Annotated in this window: 16 protein-coding genes and 1 pseudogene; 14 read left to right on the top strand and 3 right to left on the bottom strand. The window is 46.8% G+C overall.

Annotation, left to right across the window (positions count from 1 at the left end; translation table 11 throughout):
• Positions 1 to 54 precede the first annotated feature (54 nt).
• Positions 55 to 729 (bottom strand): DNA-3-methyladenine glycosylase, encoded by a 675-nt coding sequence (locus BN1234_RS04220; RefSeq protein WP_054955410.1) that lies wholly within the window; start codon positions 727 to 729, stop codon positions 55 to 57.
• Between the two features lie 361 nt (positions 730 to 1,090).
• Between BN1234_RS04220 and BN1234_RS04215 the strand changes: the two genes are divergently transcribed.
• Both BN1234_RS04215 and BN1234_RS04210 read left to right on the top strand, forming a co-directional pair.
• A complete protein-coding gene (locus BN1234_RS04215) occupies positions 1,091 to 1,999 on the top strand; it encodes a zinc ribbon domain-containing protein (protein WP_054955409.1) in 909 nt (302 codons plus the stop codon).
• A gap of 31 nt (positions 2,000 to 2,030) precedes the next feature.
• Complete coding sequence (locus tag BN1234_RS04210; RefSeq protein WP_054955408.1) at positions 2,031 to 3,677, top strand: zinc ribbon domain-containing protein; 1,647 nt, start codon at positions 2,031 to 2,033, stop codon at positions 3,675 to 3,677.
• A 104-nt stretch (positions 3,678 to 3,781) separates the two neighbouring features.
• Here the strand turns inward: BN1234_RS04210 and BN1234_RS04205 are convergent, their stop codons facing one another.
• Entirely contained in the window at positions 3,782 to 5,833 is a 2,052-nt protein-coding gene (locus BN1234_RS04205) for a transglycosylase domain-containing protein (protein ID WP_054955407.1), read from the bottom strand.
• A gap of 254 nt (positions 5,834 to 6,087) precedes the next feature.
• Between BN1234_RS04205 and speE the strand changes: the two genes are divergently transcribed.
• The 5 genes from speE to argS all read left to right on the top strand — a co-directional run bounded on the left by speE (position 6,088) and on the right by argS (position 11,044).
• Entirely contained in the window at positions 6,088 to 6,915 is an 828-nt protein-coding gene (gene speE / locus BN1234_RS04200; protein WP_054955406.1) for a polyamine aminopropyltransferase, read from the top strand.
• Positions 6,916 to 6,932: 17 nt separating this feature from the next.
• Positions 6,933 to 7,799: an agmatinase gene (speB, locus tag BN1234_RS04195; RefSeq protein WP_054955405.1), complete on the top strand. Its 867-nt coding sequence runs from the start codon at positions 6,933 to 6,935 to the stop codon at positions 7,797 to 7,799.
• Between the two features lie 455 nt (positions 7,800 to 8,254).
• A complete protein-coding gene (locus tag BN1234_RS04190; RefSeq protein WP_054955432.1) occupies positions 8,255 to 8,767 on the top strand; it encodes a hypothetical protein in 513 nt (170 codons plus the stop codon).
• A gap of 175 nt (positions 8,768 to 8,942) precedes the next feature.
• On the top strand, positions 8,943 to 9,368 hold the full coding sequence (locus BN1234_RS04185) for a YwiB family protein (protein WP_054955404.1): 426 nt from the start codon (positions 8,943 to 8,945) through the stop codon (positions 9,366 to 9,368).
• On the top strand, positions 9,365 to 11,044 hold the full coding sequence (gene argS / locus BN1234_RS04180) for an arginine--tRNA ligase (RefSeq protein ID WP_054955403.1): 1,680 nt from the start codon (positions 9,365 to 9,367) through the stop codon (positions 11,042 to 11,044). The genes BN1234_RS04185 and argS overlap by 4 nt, the downstream gene beginning before the upstream one ends.
• A gap of 116 nt (positions 11,045 to 11,160) precedes the next feature.
• Here the strand turns inward: argS and BN1234_RS04175 are convergent, their stop codons facing one another.
• Positions 11,161 to 12,309, bottom strand: a complete 1,149-nt coding sequence (locus tag BN1234_RS04175) for a S8 family peptidase (protein ID WP_054955402.1) — start codon at positions 12,307 to 12,309, stop codon at positions 11,161 to 11,163.
• 364 nt (positions 12,310 to 12,673) lie between these two features.
• On the opposite strand from BN1234_RS04175, the gene rpoE reads away from it, so the two are divergent.
• From rpoE to BN1234_RS04140, 7 genes and pseudogenes are all read left to right on the top strand, one after another.
• The gene (rpoE, locus tag BN1234_RS04170; protein WP_054955401.1) at positions 12,674 to 13,228 is read left to right on the top strand and encodes a DNA-directed RNA polymerase subunit delta; all 555 of its coding nucleotides are present in this window, start codon (positions 12,674 to 12,676) and stop codon (positions 13,226 to 13,228) included.
• 460 nt (positions 13,229 to 13,688) lie between these two features.
• Positions 13,689 to 15,290 (top strand): CTP synthase, encoded by a 1,602-nt coding sequence (gene pyrG, locus BN1234_RS04165; RefSeq protein WP_054955400.1) that lies wholly within the window; start codon positions 13,689 to 13,691, stop codon positions 15,288 to 15,290.
• Positions 15,291 to 15,533: 243 nt separating this feature from the next.
• Positions 15,534 to 15,923 carry a response regulator gene (locus BN1234_RS04160; protein ID WP_054955399.1) on the top strand — a complete coding sequence of 130 codons (390 nt, stop codon included), beginning with the start codon at positions 15,534 to 15,536 and terminating at the stop codon, positions 15,921 to 15,923.
• Positions 15,924 to 16,084: 161 nt separating this feature from the next.
• The gene (gene fba / locus BN1234_RS04155; protein WP_054955398.1) at positions 16,085 to 16,939 is read left to right on the top strand and encodes a class II fructose-1,6-bisphosphate aldolase; all 855 of its coding nucleotides are present in this window, start codon (positions 16,085 to 16,087) and stop codon (positions 16,937 to 16,939) included.
• Positions 16,940 to 17,248: 309 nt separating this feature from the next.
• Complete coding sequence (gene murA / locus BN1234_RS04150; RefSeq protein ID WP_054955397.1) at positions 17,249 to 18,508, top strand: UDP-N-acetylglucosamine 1-carboxyvinyltransferase; 1,260 nt, start codon at positions 17,249 to 17,251, stop codon at positions 18,506 to 18,508.
• A 189-nt stretch (positions 18,509 to 18,697) separates the two neighbouring features.
• Positions 18,698 to 20,023: a transcription termination factor Rho gene (gene rho, locus BN1234_RS04145; RefSeq protein WP_054955396.1), complete on the top strand. Its 1,326-nt coding sequence runs from the start codon at positions 18,698 to 18,700 to the stop codon at positions 20,021 to 20,023.
• A 39-nt stretch (positions 20,024 to 20,062) separates the two neighbouring features.
• Positions 20,063 to 20,501 (top strand): annotated as a pseudogene (locus BN1234_RS04140) (radical SAM protein); the annotation flags it as partial.

Raw genomic sequence — 20,501 nt, 5'->3', positions numbered from 1 at the left:
GATTATGATATCTAAAAAAAGGACTCAGGAAAATGCCCCCGCATCCTGACTGGCTTAGATGGAGTAAGGTACAGCTTCTTTGTCGTCTATCGATACATAAGGATTGCCTTTAATATAGAAACGCCAAGGTTTAGCCGCATATTCGTCCGCATAAGGAATGTTAATGCGGGGGGCCTGTACGATAGAAAGGCGGGACACATCCTCTCCAAGCTCCAGATAGAGCGGTCCATTCATCTGGTTCAATTGGCAGCCATTTAGACTTTTATCAATCCGGAGAGCACGGCAGAGTTTACCGGGACCGTTGCTTAGATTGGCGGGCTTTCCGGCCGGAAGCTTGCCGCGGTAAAGCTTCATTAACTCGGCATCCCGGCTCGTCAAAGGCTCTACAGCCCGGATTAATACAGCCTGGGGGTCATGCTCCTTTCCTGTAACCACATTGACGCAATGATACATGCCATAGATGAGATAAACATAGCATGCGCCGCCTGCATGAAACATGGTTTCAGTCCGGGCTGTACGTCTGGCACCATAAGCGTGAGAGCCTTTGTCTTCGACGCCCCCATAGCTTTCGGTCTCTACAATTTTGCAGCGGATTTCTCCGTCCTCTGTGGATCGAACGAGTGTCTGTCCGAGCAGTTTAGGGGCAGATTCAAGTGCCGTATCTGTAAATATAGAAGAGGGTAAGGGCTGGCCATAGCGAGCTGTAAAATCTTTTTTTTCATGAATCATGAAGAGCACCTTCCCTGGTTCCTATTGGAATAATTTATATGGAGTTCTTCTATATAGTATAAACAAATAATGACATACCTCTTCATCCTACAAGCGGACATAAACCAGAAAATGCTTCCATTAGCAGGGTGCCGCATTTATACTATAATCTAAAATAGTTCCAGACTCACATGCTTTTGGGAATATAAAGGTTAGACTTAGGGCCATCTTACCAGTTTTCATATTTATAATGGTTTGATTACATAGATCGGTTTTCAAAAAGTAAATGGTACCTGAGGAGCTAATTCGTTATCCATGTGTCTTCTTTATCTAACTCTAAGATAATGTGAGTTCTAACTAAAATGAACAAGGAGGTAAAGAAATGATTTGTAAGATTTGCGGCCACGAGAACGAGGGTGGGAAGTTTTGTGAAAAATGCGGTGCGAAGCTCGGCCCTGAGGTAGAGGAAACCTCAGCAGTCCAGTCCTTTGAGGGGCAGGAGGCAAGTGAAACGGAAGTGAATACAGAAATACCGGCACCTCCGGCGGAATTCCGAAGCGTGCAGAATGAGTCGGCAGCAGGTGAAGCACATCATCATGTATTTACAGCTCCGCCGCGTCCCCAGGCTACAACGGGAGGGACAGCGGGGGATGAGCTTTCCAAGCCTAATCCGTATATCGAGAGCGCCAAGCAAAACTCCAAGGTTTATTTTGATTATTTCCTAAAGGGTCTCAAAAGCCCGCTTGCCGTAACCCAGAAAACGGGAAGCGAACAACTGCTGAACGGTATCATATCCCTTGCTATTTTTGTAATTCTCTTTCCCTTGATGTTTTATTTCTCCTTGGGCCATGAGGCACGCAGCTTCCTCAGTTCGAGTCCATTTGTAGATTTTGTGTTAAAACCTGCGTTCTGGTTAGCGGTATTTATGTTCCTGGTTGCCGTTTACACATTCGGGGCTGTAAAGCTGTCAACCCATCCAGGCGCTCATTTCAAAGAAATTATAGCCCGCTTTGGAGTCATGCTTATTCCTTTCATTGTTATATCTCTTATCGCTTTTCTCTTTATAATCCTGGGAAGTTCAGTTGGCGGAGCATTTCTGACCATTGGGCTTATTGGCGGGATCTTTACGATTCCGGCGCTGATTACAACGAGCTACAAGCGTGTAGCCCTCGGGGGACTGGATACGCTCTATGCTATTTTGCTTATTTATGTAGCTATTTTCCTGACTATGCTTATCGTTGGGGATTCGATTGGGTCCATGCTGCGACCTGAGCGTATTTTTAATTTTTAAGGCAGATAGCAGATAAAGGGGAATATGGGACATGAGATTTTGTACGGAGTGTGGTGCGCAGGTTTCTGAGCAGGCGAAGTTTTGCAAAGAGTGCGGGTCACTATTAAATCAGGCAGAAAAGAGAAATAAGTCTACGACGGATACCAGCACAGATGAATCTGGTGTCCTTCCGTACAAGATAAACCAAGAGATTATGCCAGGGCAGGAAGGCAGCTCCTTCATTCCGGAGGCTCGGCGGGAGAGTGCTGCGACGGCAGCCTCACTACCGCCTGTAGGTATGAATCAGGGCAGCACCTCTGCTGCTGTTTCTGTACGTATGAGCCTCAAGCAGAAAATATTCATACTGTCAGGCGTGCTGCTGCTGGCCGTTCTGGTCGGTGGGTATAAAGCGGGGCAGTATTTTACCTCAGAGGATCGGCTGATTAGTCGATTAGAGGCTGCGCTTGAGTCCAAAGATGCCAAGGCTGTGGCTGAGCTGCTGTCTTCGAGAGATGAAAAATTGAAGGTCGATGAGAAGTCAATTACAGGCTTTATGAAGTACCTGGATCATAACCCGAATGAGAGCAGTCAGATTATTGGTCTACTGAAAGAACAGGCAGAGGTAATCGAAAAAGCCGCACAGAATCAGAGCTTTGAGGACTTGTATGGGGGCTACGGACTGAATGGCCTCATCAATCTGGAGAAGAGCGGGAAGACGTTATTTTTTGATACATACTCATTGACAATGGGCGGAGTTTATCTGGAAGTCGAAACGAATTATGCAGGCACCGTATTATCCGTGAATGGCCAGCAAGCTGCTGTAGCTGATGTCCCGGATTATGAGACTACGCTGGGTCCTTACTTACCAGGGATATATGACGTAGAGGCGAGGTTCAAGAATGAGTTTATTGATCTCAAAACGGCAGAGGAAATTGAGCTGCTGGATACCCGTTATTCTTATCGTGAATATCTCGAATTGGAAGGGGAGACGGTAAGCTGGTCTACCCGGTTTATGGATGAACCTGAATTGGACGGACGTCTGTACATTAACGGTAAGAAGGTAGAAGTTGATCCTTTTGCTAATTCTGAATTTGGTCCTGTAACTACGGATGGGTCAATGACGCTCGCCGTGGAAGCAGATTTTCCATGGGGTACCGTAAGAAGCACCGAGGTTAAGATTGATGAAAATTATATTGTTATCGATTTTACGCAGGATGAAGGCTTCCGGAAGACGATACAGGACACCGTTATTAAGCATTCAAAAGAGAACCTTGAAGCTTTTGTATCCGGAAATGCAGACAAGCTCACGTTATCCACGGATAAGTACAAGGATGTGCTTCAGAGTGTTGTTAATGATTTCAAAGAGAGCGGATATGCCTACAAATCGAATTATTTAGGTACGATATTTGATAAGGGGTCCATGGATCTTGATTACAGGAACGGGGTCTGGGAGATGACGCTCGTTACCCAGCCTCTCATTGAAGCGGCCACTTTTATCGAAGGAGAATCACCATCTCTGGAGATGCAGGAGGCATACAGCTATACGGGCCTTGTATATGATGAGGACCAGAAGAGCTGGAAGGTGGATTACATCTCGAACACATGGGGATTCGATACCGATGAGCTTGAAGAGTACAAGGAAGAGAAGCCCGTAACCTATGAATCGGCGTGGGGAGAGACCCCGAATATCGATATTTGATCAGGTATCATGGATACAAGCCCTGCCTGGATAACCATATCCGGAGCAGGGCTTGTTTTATAGGGGAAGGGGAATCCGCTTAGAACGAGCAGAGACACTGATATTTATTCGATCCACCAGCGCTTAAAGTCGGACCACCATGAGCGCTCTTCTTGTTTCCTTGGGTCCGCTGGTGCGGCTGGTTCAGGTGTGCCGCCATGAGCGTCACAATATTCTAAAGGCTCTGTACCCTTAATGAATACCTCGAGTACTTTGTCAGGACAGCTCGATTCGGCGAGCTTGCCGGTTTTCGGATCAATGTAGGTGCTGACCACATTCTCGGGAATGGGGAAAATTTTCGGAGGAACATTTTCGAGCGCCTTTTCTGTGTACTCTGCAAAAATAGGTGCAGCATGCCGCCCTTCCGATGAATTGATCCCTCTTCCCTTGTCATAACCGACCCAGACGGCTGTAGACAGCTCCGGCGTATAACCGACAAGCCAGGCATCGGTGTCGGTTGTCCCGGTCTTTCCGGCTACCGGACGCTTCAAAATAGAAGATACTCTTCTTCCGGTGCCTCCCGAATCAAACACACCCTCCATCATTCGTGTCAGCACATAGGCTGCTGCAGGCTCTACCACCTGTTCCCCTTTCTCTTCGGGTGACGTATATAAAGTCCGTCCGGCTGCATCCGTAATGCGGAGGACCGCTACAGGAGGTATACGCTGACCGTTGCTGGCAAGAACCGCGAAAGCGGAGGCCATCTCCAGCGGGCTGATAGGTGAAGTCCCAAGTGCGAGCGAAGGGACAGGCTCAAGCGGGCTGGATATGCCCAGTTTTTTAGCCATATCCATCACCCGCTCTGGTCCGATCTGCATGATCGTATTTACAGCATAAATATTGTCTGAGGCGGCAATCGCTTCGCGCATATTGATTTCACCGAAATATTTGTCACCAAAGTTGCTGGGCTGATATGTCTTGCGATTGTTATCGTAATGAAACAGGGTTGGCTCGCTGTTGAACATCGTGATTCCTGTCATTTGGCGGGAGGCAACTGCTGTTAAGTACATGATCGGTTTAAAGGTAGAGCCAGGCTGCCGCGTCTTGGCCAGAGCATGATTATATTGATTGGCACGGTAGTTCTTTCCCCCTACCATTGCTTTTATATGGCCGTTCCGAGGGTCTATAGACACGAGTGCTGTTTCCAGCTCGCTCTTGCTGTCCATCTCTTTAGCTACTGCTGCTTCAGCCGCTTGCTGTGCCTGAGGGTCAAGCGTGGTGTAAATGTTTAATCCGCCCTGCTCCAGCTGCTCTTCGGTGATATTAAGCTTGGTGGTTACCAGTCCGCCTATATAATCCCGAAAAAAGGATGCAATCACCTTGTTCTCCTGACGGTCCTGAGGCAGTAAAACCAGTTTAGCAGAGGCGGCTTCCTCTGCTTCTGCCTGAGTGATATCGCCTGTCTCGACCATAGAGTTCAGTACGGTTTTTTGCCGGTTTACCGCATTGTCGAAATGGTTATAGGGTGAATAATAGGTAGGTCCTTTAGGAATTCCGGCCAGCATGGCACTTTCAGCCAGGTTGAGTTCCTTAGCAGACTTGCCAAAATACATGCGTGACGCCGATTCAATCCCGTAGGCACCATGTCCGTAATAAATTTCATTTAAGTACATTTCCAGAATTTCATCCTTGGTATATTTCATCTCCATTTGGACCGTGAATTTAGCCTCTTTGAGTTTTCTGGACAATGTTTTTTCATGAGACAAATACAAATTTCGGGCCAGCTGCTGGGTAAGTGTGCTTGCCCCCTGCTTGCTGTTCATATGTTCCAGGTTGACGAGGACCGCCCTCGCCATTCCTTTCAGATCAAATCCGGGATGATCATAGAATTTTCGGTCCTCCACGGCCAGGGTAGCTCTGATAAGCAGCGGTGATATATGGTTTAGCGTCACTTTTTCTGATGACCTTCCTGAAGAGGAGAATGTGGCGATGACTTCTCCGCGATTATCCAGCAGCCTGGATGAACGCTCGGTCTCGGCAACAGGCAGCGGCTTTATGTATAGATAGGCAAGCAGGACACTGCCTGCAATGATAGAAAGCCCTAAGAGTCCGAGCAGAACCATGGCGAGTCGAAACAAGGGTCTTTTGCGCTTATGCGGATGATGATGTCCCGCCATAGAATATTCCTCCGTATCCTTTTTAGTATATATTATGGTGCTGGATGTGAAAGGATATTCATAGTTTAGGGGTAGTATTTTACGATTGAGAGAGCCTGCTGGATAATTTGGTTGCATTTTGGGCTTGATTTAATATAATACATTTGTTTAGTACAAATAGGAAAAGATGTGAAACTCGGCATCTGCCCGAATAAAGTTTTGCGGATTGGATCTGGACGGCTGAACATTATTCTAGCGGAAAGAAGGTAGAGACGATGGAATTATGGTTTACGGAGAAACAAACGCCGACTTTCGGCATCACGGCAAAAATACGGGAAACATTTGTACATGAGAAGACGGAGTTTCAGCAATTGGATATGATCGATACCGAAGAATTTGGACGTATGCTCGTCCTTGACGGAATGGTCATGACTACGATTAAGGATGAATTCGTTTATCATGAAATGGTCGCTCACCCCGCACTGAACACCCATCCAAATCCGAAGAAGGTGCTTGTTGTTGGCGGAGGAGACGGTGGTGTCATTCGTGAGGTGATTAAGCATCCAGGAGTGGAAAAGGCCGTTCTCGTTGAAATCGATGGTAAAGTCATTGAATACTCGAAACAGTACCTGCCCGAGATTGCCGGTAAACTGGATGATCCGAAGGTTGAAGTGCTGGTTAACGATGGATATATGCATATACTGGAACATAAAAATGAATACGATGTAATCATGGTAGATTCTACTGAACCTGTTGGCCCGGCTGCTCCGCTGTTCGAGCGCGGATTCTATCAAGGCATTTACGAGGCGTTGAAGGAAGACGGGATTTTCGTGGCTCAGACCGATAACCCATGGTTCAAAGCGGATCTGATCCAGCAAGTGAACAAGGATGTAAAGGAGATCTTCCCGATCGTCCGTGTATATGGTGCGAATATTCCAACTTACCCAAGCGGTCTGTGGACGTTCACGATGGGCAGCAAGAAGTACGACCCTCTTGAAGTGGACGAGTCTGCAATCGATGAGATGGATACGAAATATTATTCACCTCGCCTGCATAAAGCAGCTTTCGTGCTGCCTAAATTCGTAGAAGACCTGGTGAAGTAAGGAGGAGCGGTTAATCAATGAAACTGGATCAAGCTTATTCCGGCAACGTATTTATTTGCAGCTCCGACGATTACAACAATTCCAAAGCCGTTATTTACGGGATGCCGATGGACTTTACCGTCAGCTTCCGTCCGGGCTCCCGCTTTGGTCCTTCCCGGATTCGTCAAGCTTCGGTAGGACTGGAGGAATACAGCCCGTACCTCGACAAGAGTATTGACGATATCACATACTTTGACGCTGGTGACCTGATGCTGCCGTTCGGCAACGCAGGGCGCAGCCTGGAGATTATCGGTGACTATGTAGGGAAGCTGCTGGATGACGGCAAATTTCCGATTGGTCTCGGCGGCGAGCATTTGGTGACGTGGCCGATTATTCAGAAGATGCATGAGAAATATCCGGATCTTCTTCTGATTCATATTGATGCGCACGCTGACCTGCGTGAGCATTATGAGGGAGAACCTCTGTCCCACTCAACGCCGGTTCGTAAAGCGGCTGAAATTATGGGCGGGAAAAATATTTATCAGTTCGGTATCCGCTCCGGCTCCCGTGAGGAGTTCCAGTTCGGGCACAAGAACATTAACTTCCATCCATTTGAGGTAGCTGCTCCGCTTAAAGAAGCTTTGCCTAAAATGGGCAAGCGTCCGGTTTACGTGACGATTGACATCGATGTGCTTGATCCATCTGCGGCACCGGGTACCGGTACGGCAGAAGCGGGGGGCATTACATCAAAGGAACTACTGGAGGCCGTGCATCTGATTGCAAACTCTGACGTGAATGTGGTGGGCTGCGACTTGGTAGAGGTAGCTCCGATCTATGATCCGACCGAGCAGACACAGATTGTGGCTGCGAAGCTGATTCGGGAGATGCTGCTAGGGTGGGCGTAGCCCCCCCTAAGCCCCCCCATTCTTAAATTAAATTATTTCCCCCCCTCCCAAACCCTCCCCGCCAGGGAGGGCCCCAGAGGGCGCTGCCCTCTGGACACCCGGAATTTTTGGCGGATGGTGTTTAGTTGTGGAAGGAAGCGGGGGCTCGTCGTCTGCCGGCCACTTCTCGGCTGCTCCCCTTCGGGTTCGTGCCGAGGTGGCCTTCATGCGAGATTGCCGGCTAACCAGCTAAACGCTGGGTACGGCTAATTTTAGGATTGTACACGACTCATCGTCTGCTTCGCCTCGACTCTGAGCGTGAGGTTTTAAAACCTTTAAAACCTTTTTAAAAAACAAGCATCCCTTCTCTAAGCCTACGGCTATCGGGGGATGCTTGTTTTTTGTTACTATCGCTTGGTTGTAAATTTTTGGTGTATTATAAGTGGAGAATGAGTGGGGGAGTGGTCTGTGTGTCCATGAAGAGGATATTGATTGTGGTATTTGTTCTTGTCCTTCTATTGTTAGTGCTGAGTCGTTTCGATGTTTTCCCGAAGCAGATGTCTGAGGAAGAGAAAAGAGCTGCTGCATATGTGGAATCAAGGGGATATCATATTGAAGAACGATTAGGCAAGACCTTTACGTACATATTAGATAAGTCGCTCCTTAACTCTGAATCTGCTGCCTCTACCGGCAACTTGCCGTACATTCAAACTTGGGGTGTACAGGAGAGTGATCCGGGTGATTATTTTGGCAAGGAAATTGCAACGTATGGCTTTACGGTTTCGGGCCATCCTTTGAGTGAACATTATAATACAGATACAAGGGTAGCAATTATGATGGCAGATGGTGAAGTGATTGGTGGTACATCTATACCCAAGCCCGGATTAGTTGGAAGTCCTTACTCCCTGGATGGCCGTACTCTCGAAGAGATTACTGGGATATCCTTTGCCGAATGGAAAGAGCAATGGGCGCAGAAATATAACGAATGAAAAAAGGTTATGTAACTCATGACTCATTTTCATGTAAAATAAGATATAGAGCGTTTTTTCTATCCATATATGGTTTATCCGAAGGGATTCTGTAAATTTTGCAAAAATCCTCATTTGAATTGCCGCCCTATACTGGATATAGTATTACAATAGGTAAGGAAAAGAGGAACGTATGATGTCAGACCGAAAACAAGCGACCATCCGGCTCCAGAGCCTTCATGAAGGGGAGAATACGGAGCAGCAGCTTCCGGCTGAGGTTATTGCCAAAGGAAATGCTATTTATGTTCGCTATGAAGAACCAAAGATGGGGCCGTATCAAGGAGAGACCCGCACGACATTGAAGCTGACCCAAGATGATCTGAAGATCATTCGTCACGGTGAAGTACAGTCGGAGCAGGCCTTCAAGCAGGGGCAGAGACTGCCCGGCTACTACCGTTCCCCGTTCACCTCATTTAATCTGTCTACGCACACCCAGTGCCTGAACATCGAACTTAACGATATGAGCGGCAGCGCTTCGTGGGCGTATGATTTATACGTGTTCGATGAGTTTTCGGGACACTTTTCCATCAGTTTGACTATTCAGGAGGCCCATGAATCATGACATTGAATCCACTCGATCACATTAACCAGCTTGTTGCTGAAGCGGTGGCTGATGCTGCTGTAGCAGCAGGGCTGGTGTCCCGCGAAGAGCTGCCTGCTATTACTTTAGAGGTACCTAAGGACAAATCGCACGGCGATCTCGCGACCAATGCAGCGATGCAGCTGACCCGGATCGCGAAGAAGAATCCCCGTCAAATCGCTGAATCCATCTTGGAGCATCTGGATACAGGAAAAGCTTCAATTGAGAAAGCTGAAATTGCAGGTCCTGGTTTTATTAACTTCAAGCTGAACAAGAGCTATCTTTATCCGGTGATTGAACTCGTCCAGCAAGAGGGCGAGAACTACGGACGTGTAAACAAGGGTCAAAGCCAGAAAATCCAAGTAGAGTTCGTTAGTGCGAACCCGACAGGAAGCCTGCATCTCGGACATGCCCGTGGTGCAGCGGTTGGCGATGCACTCTGCAACGTGCTTGATTTTGCAGGATATGATGTTACCCGTGAATACTACATTAATGATGCTGGTAATCAGGTTGTGAACCTGTGCAAGTCTATTGAAGCACGTTATTTGCAAGAGCTGGGACAAGAAGTTGAAATGCCGGAGGACGGTTATCACGGAGAAGACATTAAAGGATTTGCTAAAGAGCTCGTTGCCGAAAAAGGCGATTCTTTGCTGTCTCTGTCCCCTGAAGAGCGCACGGCATTTTTCCGTGAGTTTGGTTTGGAGAAGGAACTCGGCAAAATCAAGCGCGATTTAAGTCGTTTCCGCGTTCATTTTGATGAATGGTTCAGTGAAACCTCCTTGTATACGAACGGGCTTGTCGAAAAATCGCTCGAAGAGCTGAAAGCAAAAGGGGAAGCGTACGAGCAGGACGGCGCTACTTGGCTGCGTACAACCGATTATGGTGATGACAAGGACCGTGTTCTTGTTAAGAATGACGGCACCTACACCTACCTGACACCGGACATTGCTTATCACCGCAACAAATACGAACGCGGCTATGACCGTATGATCAATATTTGGGGCGCAGATCACCATGGATATATTCCGCGGATGAAGGCAGCAATGGAGGCGCTGGGTAACGACCCGGCGAAGCTGACTGTTCTTATTGCTCAGATGGTAAGTCTGTTCCAGGACGGCGAAAAGGTCAAAATGTCCAAACGTACCGGTAAAGCCGTAACCATGGAAGACCTGATGGATGAAGTAGGCGTAGATGCGATCCGTTACTTCTTCACGATGCGGAGTATGGATTCACATCTCGATTTTGATATGGACTTGGCAGTTTCTACGTCTAACGAAAATCCGGTCTTCTATGTACAGTATGCTCATGCGCGGATTTGCAGTGTGTTCCGCCAAGCTGAAGAGCAAGGGATTGAGCTGCTGCCTCTGGATAAAGTGAATTTAAGTCTTCTTACAGCGGAACATGAGTACGACATTTTGCGCAAAATCGGTGAGCTTCCTCAGGAAGTGTCGCTTGCTGCGGAGAACTATGCGCCGCATCGCTTAATCCGTTATGTGTATGAGCTGGCTTCACTGTTCCACAGCTACTACAGAGCTGAACGTGTTATTACAGAGGATGCAGAGCAGACACAGGCTAGATTTGCAATTCTCGGCGCCATTCGCACCGTTATTGCAAATGTACTCCGCCTTGTAGGTGTATCTGCTCCAGAGCGGATGTAAGTCCAGAATTATAAAATACACATTAACCATAACGGCCGCTTCCCATCATGGGGAGCGGCTGTTTTTTCTATGATGGAGTAACCTTTCTTTGGATTAAAGGCTCAGCTGTGCTGAAGTCACAGCTTTAAACCTTCCTTTAGGAATCTTATAGTATACACTTCGCCGCAGTCGGACGATGTTCGTCCTTTACGAAGGCGGATGGGAAGTGAAGTTCGCCGCAGCAGTGCCTTGATTGCTGCAGGCTTGATACCCGGCTTTTGGGCCAGTAACAGGGCAATCGTCCCGCTTACATGAGAGGTGGCCATAGAGGTGCCGCTCATTTCGTGATATTTTCCGTGTAACCAGGAGGATACAATTTTATCGCCAGGTGCATATATATCCACAAATTGCCCTCGATTGCTAAAAGCGGCGATTCTGTGATATCGATCCGTAGCCCCTACGGCAATCGTTTGCTGATAGCGGGCAGGATAGTCGACGGTTCGGCGTTTACCATCATTGCCTGAAGAAGCTACAATAATGACGCCGGATTGATAGGCCTTCGTTACAACATCAAGCAAGGCCTGGCTTCTTGTCTGCATACCAAAGCTCATATTGATAATGTCGACGCCCGAACGTATGCACCAGTCAATACCCATGACAATATCCGACACAAACGCGGAGCCGTTGTGATCGAATGCCTTTACTGGATATATTGTCGATTTCGGGGCAACACCAATCATTCCCTGAACACTGTTGGCTGCAGCAATGGTGCCTGAAATATGTGTACCGTGTCCGTTATCGTCATACGGAAGCATGCCGCGATTGACCAGATTAACTCCTTTCATCAAGGAATGCTGAAGATCAGGGTGGCTGAAATCGACCCCTGTATCAATCACGCCGATTTTAACACGGTGACCCGTGGAGATTGACCATGCTTGAGGGGCCCTGATCTGCTTGACTCCCCAAGGTATCCCAGGTCCGGTCTCAATGCTCCCTTTTACTGCGTGTATACTTATCCGGGCGTCTTCCTCTACAGTTATATCTTGCTTAAACTCGGCTTCGATTGAAGCCGTCAGGGAGGATGGTGCGATAATGGAGCGGGTTAAAGGAGAATAGGTGACGTGCTGCAGCTCACAGGCGGATTTAGATATTTCATTCCACTCATGAACACATTTGAGAAAGAGCTGGGGATCATGAAACGTAAGAATCCTTCGGTCGCTTTCTTGGGTATGGTGCCGAGGGTTTGACTCCCATAGCAGTGATTGCATGATCCGGGTATAGTTCATGCCTGGCAATCCCCCTTATAAGAACCGTTGCTGAAGTATTGTATGACTGGAGGTGGTTGCCCGCGTGGGAAGCTGCCCTTTTTTCAAGGAAATAGGCCTTGTTCGGCGTGTCAAACATATATGGCGAACATAATATAAACGGAGAGAACACAAGGGTTCTCTCATTCTATCCCGTAAGGAGCCGATCCTTGGGGCGGATACAGTCAGAAGACGGAGAATTCATCTCCGTCTTTTTCTTGTTCAGGAAGGAAAGATAAAAACTTGATTTTTGACTCTAAATAGGTTTTACTTAGTTTTGATAATGGGTAAGTTGATACAATGACGATATGCAAGTTGAAGATTGCGTGAGAGGAAGTGTACGTAAGTGAGTAATCCGCTCAATTTAAAGATTGATCCAGAAAAGATTCAGGAAATCCCGATGGTGGACCTGGCTTTTATGGTTCTCAAGGCGGCAAATACGCCTTATTATTACCGTGACCTGATGAACGAGGTGGCCAAACTTCGCGGCTTCACGGAACAGGAAATTAACGATACAATTGCCCAGTTATATACCGAGATCAACATAGACGGACGTTTCGCCTGCGTGGGCACGAACTTGTGGGGACTGAAGCGTTGGTACCCTCTGGAGCGTTCTGACGATCCGGTTGCGAATGCTAAGCGTCCGCGGATCATTAATGATGAAGACGACGATGATGATGACTTCACAGAGGAAGAAGAAACATATACTACTGATGATGCAGACGAGGATTACGATAACGTTGATGAAGATTCAGATGACGATATCTTCTCCGATGATGACGACGATGCAGACGAGGTAGACGATGAAGTCGTGCTTGACGATGATGATCTGGAAGACGACGATGACGTGGATGATGATGCTGCGGATGAAGAGCTCGACGATGAGGATCTGGACCAATAATTTTTAGGTTTAGCGAACTGTATATTTTTAACCAGGCATTGGGTCAATTTGTGATGGGTTCTTCTCTTGACAAGGAGACAAGGCACAGAGTAAACTATTGCTTGGGCTTATGATTTGAAGACAAATATGTTTAATTATAAAAGTGCCCCGTTTATTTTCGGGGTCACTTTTTTTGTTTTTAGGGAATTGTTGTCATGCTTTTTACACAGCACAAATTCCGGTTATCAAGGAACCCCACAGGTACATGGTGCTTGAATGAAGCTTCTCGCGCTGTTTGCTGACAGGCCGGCTTGATTCACCGGAAAAGCTTGTCATATGTTAATCGGTCGGCTCGCTTTTAATTATGAAGCGGGCACCGTTCATTTTTATCGTGTTTTAATGATGAATCAGAAGTAAAAGGGTTACTATAAACATCGTATGTCGCCTGATTTTTTTCGAATTTATTTAGGAGGGTTTTACTGTGACAAAGTATATTTTCGTAACAGGCGGGGTTGTATCTTCCCTGGGTAAAGGGATTACTGCAGCTTCGCTCGGCAGATTGCTGAAGAACAGAGGGCTGAAGGTAACGATCCAGAAATTCGATCCTTATATTAATATAGACCCGGGAACAATGAGTCCTTACCAACACGGTGAAGTATTCGTAACCGATGATGGCGCGGAGACGGACCTCGACCTTGGACACTATGAGCGTTTTATTGATATAAATCTGTCGAAGAACAGCAACGTCACGACTGGTAAAGTATATTCCTCCGTTATTAGCAAGGAACGCCGCGGCGAATACTTAGGTGGAACAGTTCAGGTTATTCCACACATTACGAATGAAATCAAAGAGCGCGTTTTCCGTGCTGGACGCGAGGCTGGCTCTGACGTTGTTATTACAGAAATAGGCGGCACCGTAGGCGATATTGAAAGTCTTCCTTTCCTTGAGGCGATTCGTCAAATCAAGAGCGAGGTTGGCCGCGATAACGTGATGTACATTCACGTAACGCTTATCCCATACATCAAGGCTGCTGGTGAGGTGAAGACGAAACCGACCCAGCACAGCGTGAAGGAACTGCGCAGCATCGGTATCCAACCGAATGTTATCGTATGCCGGACAGAACACGAGCTTTCCGCAGAAATGAAAGCAAAAATCGCCTTGTTCTGTGATATTGATCCGGATGCTGTTGTAGAGTGCCGTGATGCATCTACATTGTATGAAGTGCCTTTGAACCTGCGCGAAGAGGGTCTGGATGAGATTGTTGTGAATCATCTGAAGCTGAACACGCCTGAACCGGATATGACGGAGTGGGAAGCACTGGTTGACCGTGTATCCAAGCTGGAGAAGACGATTGAAATTGCCATTGTCGGTAAATATGTTGCGCTTCATGATGCTTACCTCAGTGTTGTGGAATCCTTAGCTCATGCCGGATTTGATGCTAATGCGGAAGTGAAGATCCGCTGGGTTAACGCAGAGGAAATTACAGAGGAAAACGTAGAGCAAATGCTGGGTAATATCGGCGGTATTCTGGTACCGGGCGGCTTTGGTGACCGCGGTATTGAAGGCAAAATTACGGCGATTCGTTATGCACGTGAACAGAAGATTCCGTTCTTCGGTATCTGCCTTGGAATGCAGGTTTCGGTTATTGAATATGCACGCTCTATGGTAGGTCTGGATGGCGCGAACAGCTCCGAGATTAATCCTGCTACAGAATATCCGGTCATTGACCTGCTGCCTGAACAGAAGGATGTTGAAGATCTGGGTGGTACAATGCGTCTGGGATTGTATCCTTGTAAGCTTCAGCCAGGCTCCCTGGCCATGTCCTGCTACAATGACGAGCTCGTATATGAAAGACATCGTCACCGGTATGAGTTCAATAATCAGTACCGTGAAGAAATCGAAAAAGCAGGTCTTCGCATTTCCGGTACATCACCAGATGGAAGATTGGTTGAAATTGTCGAGCTTCCTGGTCACCCGTGGTTCTTGGCGGTACAATTCCATCCGGAGTTCACTTCCCGTCCAAACCGCCCACAACCATTGTTCCGTGAGTTTGTGAAGGCTTCGATTCAACACTTGTCTTAATTTCGTTTACTATATAAGGGCAAAATATCATAAGTCTCCCCCATGCGGGGAGGCTTTTTTATATTCGCTAATTATTATAATTTTTCGCAGAAGAAAATAAGGTTATTTTTAATTGCTAAGTAAAAATAAGGGAGGAATTTGTTCTTCACGGGCGAATACAAGTAATGGTCAATCAAGGTGAATATGGGGGGATGACAGTTTTTACATATATCAGGTAATAAAATGATGGTGGGAGGCTGCTAAATGGACAAACACAAAGTGCTTATTGTGGATGATCAGAACGGGATTCGGATTTTACTGATGGAGGTTTTCACCAGTGAAGGTTATGAGACATACCAGGCTGCTAACGGCAGGATTGCGCTCGATATTGTGAAGAAAAATGAGCCTGAGCTGGTACTGCTCGACATGAAGATACCGGGCATGGACGGCCTTGAGATTTTGAAACATATTAAACAGATGAATCCCGGTATCAAGGTGATCATGATGACAGCTTACGGTGAACTCGATATGATCAAGGAAGCAACGGATCTTGGAGCCCTGATGCATTTCACGAAGCCCTTCGATATTGATGAAATGCGGCTGGCCGTTAATATGCAGCTCAAAAATAAAACGAATACATGCAATCAACCCTGAATTCTGTGTATAAGCAGAGTTCTTTTTTTTGGTGGATGTGACAAACACCGTAGTTTTTTGCTAAATGCTTGTTTAGTATTTATCATGCGATGTGGTATAATACTATCGTATTAGAACGTCGGCTATATACTTAGACATAATCGACTATAGGAGGATGGACCATGCCATTAGTATCTATGAAGGACATGTTGAACAAAGCTCTTGAAGGAAAGTATGCAGTTGGTCAATTCAACATCAATAACCTTGAGTGGACGCATGCAATTCTTGAGGCAGCAGAACAAGAAAAGTCGCCAGTAATTTTGGGTGTATCTGAGGGTGCAGCTCGTTACATGGGCGGTTTTAATACTGTAGTAAAAATGGTGCAAGGCCTTATGGAAGACCTTAAGACCACTGTTCCTGTAGCTATTCACCTCGACCATGGTTCAAGCGTTGAGAAATGTAAAGAAGCGATCGATGCAGGATTTACTTCTGTAATGATCGATGATTCCCACAGCCCAATTGAAACAAACATCGAAACAACGAAGCAAGTGGTTGAATATGCACATGCTAAGGGCGTTTCTGTTGAAGCTGAAGTTGGTATGGTTGGCGGTCAGGAAGACGATGTTGTTGGTGATGTTATGTATGCGAAGCTTGATGACTGCGTACGTATCGTGAATGAGACAGGCATTGACACACTTGCTCCTGCACTTGGTTCTGTTCATGGACCTTACAAAGGTGAGCCGAACCTTGGATTCAAGGAAATGGAAGAAATCCGCAATGCCGTTAAGCTTCCACTCGTTTTACACGGTGGTACAGGTATCCCGACACATGACATCAAGAAGGCTATTTCCCTTGGTACTTCCAAGATTAATGTAAACACAGAGAACCAAATTTCCTTCTCGAAAGTCGTTCGTGAAGTATTGGCTGCGAAGCCTGAAGCTTACGATCCACGTACATTCCTGAAGCCAGGCCGTGAGGCAATCAAAGAAACAGTTATCGGTAAAATCCGCGAGTTTGGATCCAATAACAAAGCTTAATTTAACGGTAGATGCGCCTTATCCGGCGCTGCCCATAAACATGGATTGAGCATAAATACGGACAGCCCGTCAAGGGCTGTCCAATTCCTTAGTTAGGAATGGAAAGCACACACCGCTAAGCCGGTGTTTTTCCATTTTCATAGTAAAGGCAAACGCCAATGAAACTATGACTTAGACAATATTTATTATTTGCTGAGACGTAACTGCTTCTAAAGATGAGATCTAGCGATTTATCGCTTGATAACACCCAAAACGCTGCCATCAAGCTATATGTTCGGCAGTAAGTGATGTAGGGGGACCCTTAAGCTTATGGAAAAATTAATGATCCGCGGTGGACGCCCACTGCAGGGTACCGTGACGATCAGTGGTGCCAAGAACAGTGCAATCGCATTAATACCTGCGGCTATATTAGCTGACACAGAAGTGGTACTGGAAAATCTGCCGCTTTTAAGTGATGTGGCTGTGTATGCAGAAATATTGGAAGAGCTGGGTGGTCAAGTTTCATGGGAAGGCTCTCAGATGAAGATCGATCCTTCCGGTATCAAATCGATTCCGATGCCTAATGGACCTGTCAAGAAGCTGCGTGCTTCGTATTATATGATGGGAGCTATGCTTGGAAGATTTAATGAAGCCATTATCGGTCTGCCGGGTGGCTGTAATTTTGAACCTCGTCCCATTGATCAGCATATTAAGGGTTTTGAAGCGCTTGGAGCGACTGTGACGAATGAGCATGGCGCGATTCATCTGCATGCTAAAGAGCTGCGGGGCGCGAAAATCTATCTTGATGTGAGCAGTGTTGGGGCGACAATTAACATTATGCTGGCGGCTTCTAAAGCCAAAGGTTCCACAATTATTGAAAATGCGGCCAAAGAGCCTGAAATAATAGATGTTGCTACTCTGTTGAACTCCATGGGAGCTGTCATTAAGGGCGCAGGTACGGAAACGATCCGTATTGAGGGTGTGTCTGAAATGCATGGCTGCCGCCATTCGATTATTCCCGACCGGATTCAGGCCGGAACATATATGATTGCTGCTGCGGCTACCCGCGGTGACGTTGTTATTGATAATGTCATTCCTAAGCATCTCGAAGCTGTTACAGCTAAGCTTATGGAAATGGGTGTAGACATTGAGGAATTGGATGAAAGTATCCGTGTAATTGGTAAAGAGCGTTATGAGCATGTAAATGTGAAAGCGCTAGTTTATCCAGGTTTTGCAACGGACCTCCAGTCACCGATGACCAGTCTGCTAACACAGGCTGAAGGTGTGAGCATGCTTAGCGATTTTGTATACAGCAATCGTTTCAAGCATGTACCGGAATTGGTTCGAATGGGAGCTAAAATACGTGTCGAGGGACGCTCTGCTATCATTGAGGGCGGGAAACTGAATGCAGCTAAAGTAAAGGCAACAGATCTTCGGGCGGGAGCTGCATTGGTTATCGCTGGATTGACCGTATCTGAAGGTGTCACCGAGGTTAGCGGTGTAGAGTACATTGATCGCGGGTACGACCATCTGGTAACCAATTTGCGTATGCTGGGTGCCGATGTTTGGCGTGAGCCGGCAGAGGAATAGACGTCGATAAACCATTACAGGGAGAGCGGTAGGTCTTTTTTTGTGTGAAGTTTGAATAAAAATGAAATTTGATCTGCATATCTCCCTTTGAAATGGGTAATCCTATCCTAGTGACGCAATCATAGACTTATAGACTTACGATTGAAAAGAGTTACTTTCGAATTAAAAAATTGAATAGGTGGTTATTGAATGGATTTACAAATTTCCGATTTGGAAGGTATGAAGCTGACCGACCTGTATAAATTGGCTAAAAAATATCAGATTCCTTATTATGGCCAACTGAAGAAGAAGGAACTGATCTTTGCTATTCTCCGGGCTCAAGCCGAGCAGAGCGGCCTGATGTTTATGGAAGGTGTACTTGAAGTATTATCAGAAGGATACGGATTTTTAAGGCCGATCAACTATCTTCCGAGCACAGAGGACATCTACATATCTGCGTCCCAGATCCGTAAGTTTGATTTGAGAACAGGAGATTTAGTGTCCGGTAAATGTAGAGCACCGAAAGAGAATGAACGTTACTTCGGCTTATTGCAGGTCAATGCAGTCAATGGAGAGAATCCCGCTGTTGCAGCAGAACGTTTGCACTTTCCGGCTCTGACTCCTCTTTATCCACAAGATAAATTAGTGCTAGAAACATCCCCTAATCAGCTGTCTACCCGCATTATGGATCTTCTTGCTCCTGTAGGACTGGGACAACGCGGTTTGATCGTGGCTCCGCCAAAAGCGGGCAAAACGCTCCTCCTAAAAGAAATTGCTAACAGCATCTCAACCAACTATCCCGAAATTGAATTGTTTGTTCTGCTCATCGATGAACGTCCAGAAGAAGTGACTGATATGCAGCGTTCGGTAAAAGGTGAAGTGGTTGCATCGACCTTTGATGAGCTGCCTGAAAACCATATTAAGGTTGCAGAACTGGTTCTGGAACGTGCGCTGCGATTGGTGGAGCACAAGAAGGATGTTGTTATTTTGCTGGATAGCATTACACGGCTCGCACGGGCTTATAACCTGGTTATTCCTCCTTCGGGCAGAACGCTCAGCGGCGGTATTGATCCGGCAGCCTTCCATCGTCCGAAACGGTTTTTTGGTGCGGCACGCAACGTGGAAGAGGGAGGCAGCTTGACCATTTTGGCAACGGCACTGGTCGATACAGGCTCCCGTATGGACGATATTATCTATGAGGAGTTTAAGGGAACCGGTAATATGGAGCTTCACCTCGACCGTAAATTTGCGGAGCGTCGCATTTTTCCGGCGATCGATATTCGTCGTTCGGGTACAAGACGCGAGGAAGTGCTGCTTAGCAAGGAAGAATTGGATACCATTTGGGCGATCCGCAAAAATATGAATGACTCCGCAGATTTTGTGGAAGGGTTCCTCAAAAAAATGCGGGATACCAAGAACAATGCCGAGTTTCTTGCATCGTTTGATGTGAATGGAAACAGCTCGGGGAGTTCGTCCCCAAGTCAGCCGGCAAGGCGCACGTCACGCACGCAGGCAGCCCCGGCTACCCAAGGCTGAACACGAGACCAAGAATTACGTTTAGAATAGGAGAACGACATGTATTTGGTTTACGCAGATGAGCAAGGAAATGTATATGATCATTCCGAATGGTATGGGCTTGCCCGAAGCGGAGATATGATTGTTGAGATATTGGAAGATGAATTAATTCCGCTGCCAGAAGGCGCCACACTGGTCGGGTTGCCGAATACGCGGGCGATTGGCATGGACCCGGAAACGGGTGAAATGAAGGCAATGCCAGGGAATGAGACGGCAGTCGGCGCTCTTTTGCCCCAGGGTTATACACGTCTATGCCTTCCCGGTTATGTAAAAACAGATAAGGAATATAAGCTTCCTCTGTTTGGTTACTCTGCGGTGGTATGGAAGGACGGAGCCTTCTATACGGCTGCACGCTTGACGGATGATCCGGAGAAGTGGAATCCTGTAAATTGTGATCTAAATGAATTGGAGCTCGGCGTAAAAAAATTAACGGAGAAGT

It is taken from the genome of Paenibacillus dakarensis (assembly GCF_001373415.1).
Taxonomy (GTDB): domain Bacteria; phylum Bacillota; class Bacilli; order Paenibacillales; family Paenibacillaceae; genus Paenibacillus_AQ; species Paenibacillus_AQ dakarensis.
Note: the sequence above shows the minus strand (reverse complement) of the source record. Positions and strands in the feature narration are given on the sequence as shown.